This window comes from Streptomyces sp. NPDC056486, from assembly GCF_042795295.1.
GTDB lineage: Bacteria > Actinomycetota > Actinomycetes > Streptomycetales > Streptomycetaceae > Streptomyces.
The window spans coordinates 1-7,269 of the sequence record NZ_JBHTSF010000276.1; the positions used below are offsets into that span (position 1 = coordinate 1).

Annotated in this window: 9 protein-coding genes; 3 read left to right on the forward strand and 6 right to left on the reverse strand. The window is 70.8% G+C overall.

The features are described 5' to 3' along the window. Positions 1–51: 51 nt before the first annotated feature. A complete protein-coding gene (locus ACFQ7F_RS44740) occupies positions 52–801 on the reverse strand; it encodes a GntR family transcriptional regulator (protein ID WP_383285185.1) in 750 nt (249 codons plus the stop codon). Between the two features lie 127 nt (positions 802–928). On the opposite strand from ACFQ7F_RS44740, the gene ACFQ7F_RS44745 reads away from it, so the two are divergent. After that, on the forward strand, positions 929–1,948 hold the full coding sequence (locus ACFQ7F_RS44745) for a Gfo/Idh/MocA family oxidoreductase (RefSeq protein WP_383285163.1): 1,020 nt from the start codon (positions 929–931) through the stop codon (positions 1,946–1,948). 152 nt (positions 1,949–2,100) lie between these two features. Here ACFQ7F_RS44745 and ACFQ7F_RS44750 read toward each other — a convergent pair whose 3' ends face one another. Further along, entirely contained in the window at positions 2,101–2,772 is a 672-nt protein-coding gene (locus ACFQ7F_RS44750; protein ID WP_383285165.1) for a response regulator, read from the reverse strand. 10 nt (positions 2,773–2,782) lie between these two features. Next, the gene (locus ACFQ7F_RS44755; RefSeq protein ID WP_383285168.1) at positions 2,783–4,102 is read right to left on the reverse strand and encodes a sensor histidine kinase; all 1,320 of its coding nucleotides are present in this window, start codon (positions 4,100–4,102) and stop codon (positions 2,783–2,785) included. Between the two features lie 159 nt (positions 4,103–4,261). On the opposite strand from ACFQ7F_RS44755, the gene ACFQ7F_RS44760 reads away from it, so the two are divergent. Next, on the forward strand, positions 4,262–4,468 hold the full coding sequence (locus ACFQ7F_RS44760) for a hypothetical protein (RefSeq protein WP_383285171.1): 207 nt from the start codon (positions 4,262–4,264) through the stop codon (positions 4,466–4,468). A 40-nt stretch (positions 4,469–4,508) separates the two neighbouring features. Here the strand turns inward: ACFQ7F_RS44760 and ACFQ7F_RS44765 are convergent, their stop codons facing one another. From ACFQ7F_RS44765 to ACFQ7F_RS44775, 3 genes are all read right to left on the reverse strand, one after another. Beyond that, the gene (locus ACFQ7F_RS44765) at positions 4,509–4,928 is read right to left on the reverse strand and encodes a ribonuclease domain-containing protein (protein WP_383285174.1); all 420 of its coding nucleotides are present in this window, start codon (positions 4,926–4,928) and stop codon (positions 4,509–4,511) included. Between the two features lie 92 nt (positions 4,929–5,020). Beyond that, a complete protein-coding gene (locus tag ACFQ7F_RS44770; protein ID WP_383285176.1) occupies positions 5,021–5,458 on the reverse strand; it encodes a hypothetical protein in 438 nt (145 codons plus the stop codon). Between the two features lie 100 nt (positions 5,459–5,558). Continuing rightward, positions 5,559–6,167 (reverse strand): dihydrofolate reductase family protein, encoded by a 609-nt coding sequence (locus tag ACFQ7F_RS44775; protein WP_383285179.1) that lies wholly within the window; start codon positions 6,165–6,167, stop codon positions 5,559–5,561. A 208-nt stretch (positions 6,168–6,375) separates the two neighbouring features. On the opposite strand from ACFQ7F_RS44775, the gene ACFQ7F_RS44780 reads away from it, so the two are divergent. Then, entirely contained in the window at positions 6,376–7,116 is a 741-nt protein-coding gene (locus ACFQ7F_RS44780) for an SDR family oxidoreductase (RefSeq protein WP_383285182.1), read from the forward strand. The last annotated feature ends 153 nt before the right edge of the window (positions 7,117–7,269 follow it).

Here is a 7,269-nt window from a genome sequence, read left to right on the forward strand (position 1 = left end):
GGTCCGGCCTGGGACGGCCGGACCCGCCCCTCTCTCTGTGCCGACTCGGCCCTACGGCCGTACGAGGAGCTGGAACTCGAAGGAGTAGCGCGAGGCCCGGTAGATGTGCGAGCCGAACTCGACCGCGCGGCCCGTGTCGTCGAAGGTCGTGCGCTGCATCGTGAGCAGCGGGGCTCCTTCGGGCTCACCGAGCCGCTCGCCCTCGTCGGCGGTGGCCGCGCGGGCGCCCACGGACTGGCGCGCGCTGTGCAGGGTGATGCCGGCGGCACGCATCAGGCGGTAGAGGCCGGTGGCTTCGAGGCGTGCGGTGTCGAGGGCGATAAGACCGGACGGCAGGCGGTTGCGCAGATACGCCATGGGCTCGCCGTGGGCCAGGCGGAGCCGCTCGACCAGGTGCACCTCCTCGCCCTCCGCGACGCCGAGCGCGGCGGCCACCTCGGCGGACGCGGGCTCGACGGTGTTGCGCAGGACGCGGGTCTCGGGGCGCTGGCCCGCCGCCTCCAGGTCGTCGTAGAGGCTGCTGAGCTCAAGGGGGCGCTTGACCTGGCTGTGCACGACCTGGGTGCCGACTCCCCTGCGGCGCACGAGCAGCCCTTTTTCGACGAGCGACTGGATGGCCTGGCGGACGGTCGGCCGGGAGAGACCGAGGCGGCCCGCCAGCTCGATCTCGTTGCCGAGCAGGGTGCCCGGTGTCAGGGCGCCGCGCTCGATCGCCGCCTCCAGCTGCTGGGACAGCTGGAAGTACAGCGGGACCGGGCTGCTGCGGTCGACGCCGAGCTGGAGGGAGACGGTCGGGTCCACGGCTGGTTTGGCGGCTGATTTGGGCACATGGGGAGCGTAGTCGCAGGGAATGATGACGGGAAGTTCTGAAGTTCTGTTGTCCGGACAAAGGATTGACAGGATCGCGGGGCGTGGCGAGGGTGGGTCCATGCGCATCGGACTGATCGGAACGGGCCGTATCGGCACATTTCACTCTGCGGCTCTTCAGCGGCATCCCGAGGTGGACGCACTGGTCGTCGCCGACGCGGACGTCGGACGCGCGGCAGGGCTCGCGGCACGGATCGGCGCCGCATCGGCACGTTCGGTGGACGACATCTTCACGGGGAACGGCCGGTCGGGTGCCGTGGACGCGGTGGTGATCACGGCGGCGACATCCGCGCATGCCGAGCTGATCGGCAAGGCGGCGCGGGCGGGCCTGCCGGTCTTCTGCGAGAAGCCCATCGCCCTCGATCTGCCCGGCACGCTCACCGCGCTCCGGGAGGTCGAATCCGCGGGCACGGTGCTCCAGCTGGGCTTCCAGCGGCGGTTCGACGCGGGGTATGCGGCGGCGCGCGATGCCGTGCGGTCGGGGCGGCTCGGGCGGCTGCACACGATCCGGGCGATGACCTCCGACCCGGCGCCGCCGCCCGCCGCGTATCTGCCGCTCTCCGGCGGCCTCTACCGCGACTGTCTGGTCCACGACTTCGACATGGTGCGGTGGGTGACGGGCCGCGAGGTGACGGAGGTGTACGCGACCGGGTCGGACGCCGGGCCCGCGATGTTCCGCGAGGCGGACGACGTCGACACGGCCGCCGCGCTCCTCACCCTCGACGACGGCACGCTCGCCACGGCGACGGCCACGCGGTGCAACGGCGCGGGCTACGACGTACGGATGGAGCTGGCAGGCGAGGACGACCAGATCGCGGCCGGCTTCGACGACCGCACGCCCCTGTCGTCCGTGGAGCCCGCGGGCCCGCCGCCGCCCGAGAAGCCGTGGCCCGGCTTCCTGGAACGTTTCGCTCCCGCGTACGAGGCGGAACTCGCGGCCTTCGTCGACGTCGTACGCGGCGAACGCACGAACCCCTGCGACGGGCGTGAGGCCCTTGAGGCCCTGCGGATCGCCGAGGCGTGCGAACTCTCGCGGCGCGAGCGGCGGTTGGTGCGGGTGGCGGAGATCGCCGGGGGGTGATTGCCGGGCACGGGGCCGACGCGGGGGTGGTCCGGGCTGATCCGGACCGGTCCGTGGGCGGCCTCGGGGCTGATCCGGGGCCCCGGCACTGGCCCGGACTGGTTCGAGAGCGGCTCCGGACCGATCCAGGATGGCCCAAACGCGGCCCGGGGCTACTCCGCCCCGTCCAGCAGACCCGCGTCATGCGCCAACAGCGCGATCTGCACCCGGTTGTTGAGGTCAAGCTTCGTCAGGACTCGGGAGACGTGGGCCTTGACGGTGGCCACGCTGAGGTAGAGCTCTGCCGCGATGTCCGCGTTCGACGCTCCCCGGCCCACCGCGACCGCCACTTCCCTCTCCCGCTCCCCAAGCAGCGCGAGCCGCTCCAACGCCCGCTTGCGGCGGCCATGTTGGGGGTCCACTCCCGTCACCTGAGTGATCAGCTGCTGCGTCACCGTGGGCGAGAGCACCGGCTCCCCCGCCGCGACCGCCCGTACCGCCGCGACGATCTCGGCGGGCGGGGTGTCCTTGAGGACGAACCCGGCCGCCCCGGCCCGCAGCGCCCGAAGCACCTGTTCGTCGGCGTGGAACGTGGTGAGGACGATGACCTCGGGGGCGTCGGGGCGCTTGCGCAGGGCCTCCGTCGCCGCGAGGCCGTCCATCGTGGGCATGCGGATGTCCATCAGTACGACGTCGGGGCGCAGCTCAGCGACCAGCGGGGCGACATGGGAACCGTCCGCCGCCTCGCCGACGATCTCGATGTCGTCCGCGCCGCCCATCATGAAGGACAGCCCGGCGCGGACGAGCGGATCGTCGTCGACGAGGAGCACGCGGATCGGGTTCATGGAGCCCACACTAACGAGCCTCATCAGCGCGGCCGGAGGGTGAGTCCCACGGCAGCCAGGCGTCGACGCGGAACCCGCCGTCCCCCGCGGACCCGTGCTCGATGCGGCCGCCCGCGAGCATGGCCCGCTCCGTGAGGCCGATAAGGCCCTGGCCGGAACCGGGGACATTGGGCACGTCTCCGGGCGGCGGCGGATTGCGTACCGACAGGGTGAGGCCTTCGCCGGGCGCGCCGGAGACCAGGACGGTCACCTCGGCGCCCGGTGCGTGCTTGCGGGCATTGGTCAGGCCCTCCTGGGCGATGCGGTAGGCGGTGCGGCCGACAGCGGCGGGCACGGCGGCCGAGTCGGCGACGCGGTGGTCGAGCGCGACCTTCATGCCCGCGTCGCGGGACTCCGCGACCAGAGTCTCCAGGGCGGCGAGGGTCGGCTGCGGACGTCCGGACGCCTCGCCGTCGACACCGCTACTGCCACCGCGCAGCACGCCGATCACCTCGCGCAGATCCTGCAGCGCTTCGTGCGCGCTCTCCCTGATGACACCGGCCGCGCGGACGATCTCCTGACGGGGTGCGTCCGGGCGGAACTCCAGGGCTCCGGCGTGCACGCTGAGCAGGGTGAGGCGGTGGGCCAGCACGTCGTGCATCTCGCGGGCGATGGACTCGCGGGCCAGGCGCTGGGCCTGTTCGGCACGGAGCGCCGCCTCGTTCTCGGCGCGGATCGCGCGATCGCGCAGGCTCAGCAGGAGCTGGCGGCGCGAGCGCACGAACATGCCCCAGCCGATGACACCGGCACTGAGCAGCGTCCCCAGGACGACGGCGACCAGGAACGGCACGTCGACATCGGGCCGCAGCCAGTAGGTGAGCGGCAGCACGGCGATCGAGACCCCGCCGATCCAGCCGACGTACCGGAAGGGGCGGTGCACCGCGAGGGTGAACAGGGCGACCACGGCAGCGCCGCCCGCGGTGTCCGAGAGCACGCTGATCGGCACCATGGCGATGGCGAGGCCGACCGGCCAGCGCCTGCGCAACCAGACGGCGGCGCAGGCGAGCGCGCCGAGCACCTGATCGACCTCCGCGAAGCCCTGCGAGACGTGCGGGTTGCCGCTGACCGCGTCCGCGCCCACCAGGCCGATGCCGACGGCCACGAAGAAGCAGGCGAAGTCGACCAGCCAGTCACGCATGGTCCGCCGGGGCCTGCGCTTGTTCTTGCCCGGCATGCGGTCCGGGTCGAACTGGGCGGCGAGGGCCGAAGGCAGCGCCCATGGGCTCCTGGCCAACGGGGCCGAGAGCACCGAGGGTGTCGAGCGTTCCGACGGGGACTCATTGCCGCTCATGGTCGATAAATCTACGCACTGTCGGAGGCATCGGACGCCGTCCGGACATGATCATCGACCAAAGTCGCGCACGCGCAGACTTTGGGAGGGGGCCAGGAGGAAGAGGCCTCGCCCCGTGGCCGATGTGCGTGGGGAGTCCACGGGGCGAGGCTCTTCGGTATGAAGCAGGTACTTGAGGTCTTCGGCGTCCTTCTCCTGATCCAGGGCGTGGCCGCCCTGGCGCACGAGCTCACCGGCCGGCTGCGCGGCTGGGGCATCGTGCGGCGGATCGGGTTCCTCGACGGCTACGAGATCTACGCGGGCGTCACACTGATCGTGCTCGCGCTCGCGCTGTTCGCCCTCGCGGAGAGCCGGAAGGCCCGTTAGTACCGTTGGTGCCGTTGGTGCCGTCCTGCGGAGGAAGGATTCAGCAGGAGTGGTCGACCAGGTCGAAGGACTCGTAGTGGTCGGCCGTGTAGTAGTCCTCCTGGTTCTCCTCACCGGTCACGATGCGGCGCGCACCGCGGTCCGGTGAGCCCGGCGTCACCACGGTGTACTCGTGGTAGTAGCCCGAGCTCTGGGAGGGCAGGATGCCTTCCCTGTTCGAGAAGACGGTGTTGTCCTGCGGATACGGGTAGGGGCCGCCCGCCTCGATCAGGTCCAGGGTGTCGTGCGCCTGGTCGGGCAGCTTGGAGTAGCAGATGTCACCGACGGCGGCGATGGAGTACGACGCCGAGGTGGGGGTGTGGCTGTCGGGGACTGTGCTCGCGGAGGCCGCGACGGGGCCGCCGATGAGCAGGGCGGCGGCGAGGGCGGTGACGCTCACGATTCGTGGGGGGATTCGCATGCGACCAGTGTGACGCGCGTAGAGGTTGTTGTGTCAACGTCAAGTGCGATGAATTTTCCGCGAGTTAACCGAGCGCCACCGGTTCGCCGCCGTCAGTCCTTCTCGGCGGCGCCCCTCTCGGTGGCGCCCTTCTCGGCGGCGTCCTTGACCGCAGCGGCCTTGGCAGCGGCAATGCGGTGCTCCGCCATGTACTCACGCATCCGCAGATTGGCGGCCCCGCCGGTGTAGAGCGTCGCGCCCCCGACCGAGAGCGGTACCGAAAGTGCCAGCCAGCCCAGCATCTCGGGCCACCTGCGCTGGGCGCGGCAGTCGTCCCACGTGTCGTCCTGCCACGTCGGATCGTCACCTTCGTAGAAGAGCATCGACTCGCACTTGCGACTGTTGGAGTACTCGTCGTCCCCGTCGCTGAACGGCATCATCAGCTGCCATGCGAGCACGAACCAGATCATGCCGGCCGCAGCGAGAAGCGTGACGCCCCAATTGCGCCTGATTTCAGCGCCTTTGGCAAATTTCTGCTCGAAGTCCCCCATGGACGTTCCTCCTTGATCGACCACGGAACGTATCACCGCGCCCCGCGCCCCGCGCCCCAGCTGGTCAGCGGTCCTGGCGGCCCGTGCGGCCCGGGTCGGGTCAGAAACTGCCGTACTCGGGGCGGCCCGCGCGCTCGTAGGAGTTGATGACGACGCCCTTCGACGTCAGGCGCGACCCGGTGGTCCTGAACGCCGTGGGCAGGCCTCCCTCGGCGAAGAGGCGCTTGCCGGTGCCGAGTGCCACGGGGAACGTCAGCAGGTGGACGGTGTCGATCAGGTCGTGCGCCAGCAGGGACTGCGCGAGGTCCGCACTGCCGTGCAGCTGGAGCTCGCGCCCCGGCTGCTCCTTGAGGAGCGTGACGTCCTTGGCGATGTCGTCGCGGCCGATGAACTGCGTGCCCGGCCAGTCGCTGCTGGTGAGCGTGGTGCTTGCCACGTACTTGGGCAGCGAGTTGAGCCGCGACGCGACCGGGTCCCCGGGGTCGGTCTTCTTCGGCCAGTACGAGGCGAAGATCTCGTACGTACGCCTCCCGAGCAGGAAGGCGTCGGCCCGGTCGAAGACCTCGGTGACGAAGGACATGAAGTCCTCGTCCCCGAAGGGGAACGACCAGCCGCCGTGCTCGAAGCCGCTGCTGGGGTCCTCCTCAGGACCGCCCGGGGCCTGGATGACTCCGTCGAGGGTCTGGAACTGGGTGAGCGTGACCTTCATGGCGAGTGCCTCTCTACTCCAGGTTCTTGTCGGATCTCTTCGTTTCTCTCACTTACTCAGACCCCGCACCCTTCGGGAAGTCATCGCACTCCCTGCGGAAGTCGCCGTCCATTTCCCGCCAGCCACAGCGCCCGCCGCCCAGTTTCATTGAACCCACAAGCACTTCTCACGCATTACGGAACATCACCACGCGAATGGGGTTCGAAGAATGTCTTCTCTGACCGGCAGGACCGCCCTGGTCACCGGCGGCAGCCGCGGCATCGGCGCGGCGATCGCACTGCGGCTCGCGCAGGAAGGTGCCGATGTGGCGATCACGTACGTCAATGGGGAGGCCGCCGCTCGTGAGGTCGTCGCCAAGATCGAGGCGGCGGGCCGGCGCGGCTTCGCCATCAGGGCCGACGCGGCGGACCCCGGGGACGCGGCGGGCGCGGTGGAGCGCGCGGCGGACGATCTGGGCCGCCTGGACATCCTGGTGAACAACGCGGGCATCGGAGTTCTCGGCCCCATCGGGGACCTGGCGCTCTCCGACGTCGACCGGGTGCTCGCCGTCAACGTACGTTCGGTCTTCCTGGCCTCGCAGGCGGCGGCCGGGAGACTGGCCGACGGGGGCCGGATCATCTCCACGGGCTCGGCACTCGCGCGGTACGCCGGCGGGCCAGGCGGGACGCTGTACGCGATGAGCAAGGCGGCGCTCGCAGGCATGAGCAAGCCGCTGGCGCGGGAGCTCGCGGGGCGCGGGATCACGGTGAACGTGGTGCATCCCGGGGCGATCGACACGGACCTGAACCCGGCCGACGGCCCGTTCGCCGAGCCCCAGAAGGCGGCGACGGCGCTTGCCCGCTTCGGCTCGGCCGATGAGGTGGCGTCCCTGGTCGCCTACCTGGCAGGAGACGACGCGGCGTTCATCACCGGGGCGGAGTTGGTGGCGGACGGGGGTTACGGGGCGTAGAGGCGGGACCCTGCGGGGCCTTCCCCCATCCCGCCCCTTCCCGGCTGTATCTGTTTGCGGCTCCGCCGCGCAGGGGCTCCGCCCCAGGCCCCGGTCCTCAAAGGCCGGACGGCTGAAAGATTTCCCCCCGGGCCGGGGAAATCTCAGCCCGTC

Coding starts and splice junctions, on each gene's coding strand:
- ACFQ7F_RS44745 (WP_383285163.1), top strand. CDS start 929: ATGCGCATCGGACTGATCGGAACGGGCCGTATCGGCACATTTCACTCT.
- ACFQ7F_RS44750 (WP_383285165.1), bottom strand. CDS start 2,772: ATGAACCCGATCCGCGTGCTCCTCGTCGACGACGATCCGCTCGTCCGC.
- ACFQ7F_RS44755 (WP_383285168.1), bottom strand. CDS start 4,102: ATGAGCGGCAATGAGTCCCCGTCGGAACGCTCGACACCCTCGGTGCTC.
- ACFQ7F_RS44760 (WP_383285171.1), top strand. CDS start 4,262: ATGAAGCAGGTACTTGAGGTCTTCGGCGTCCTTCTCCTGATCCAGGGC.
- ACFQ7F_RS44765 (WP_383285174.1), bottom strand. CDS start 4,928: ATGCGAATCCCCCCACGAATCGTGAGCGTCACCGCCCTCGCCGCCGCC.
- ACFQ7F_RS44770 (WP_383285176.1), bottom strand. CDS start 5,458: ATGGGGGACTTCGAGCAGAAATTTGCCAAAGGCGCTGAAATCAGGCGC.
- ACFQ7F_RS44775 (WP_383285179.1), bottom strand. CDS start 6,167: ATGAAGGTCACGCTCACCCAGTTCCAGACCCTCGACGGAGTCATCCAG.
- ACFQ7F_RS44780 (WP_383285182.1), top strand. CDS start 6,376: ATGTCTTCTCTGACCGGCAGGACCGCCCTGGTCACCGGCGGCAGCCGC.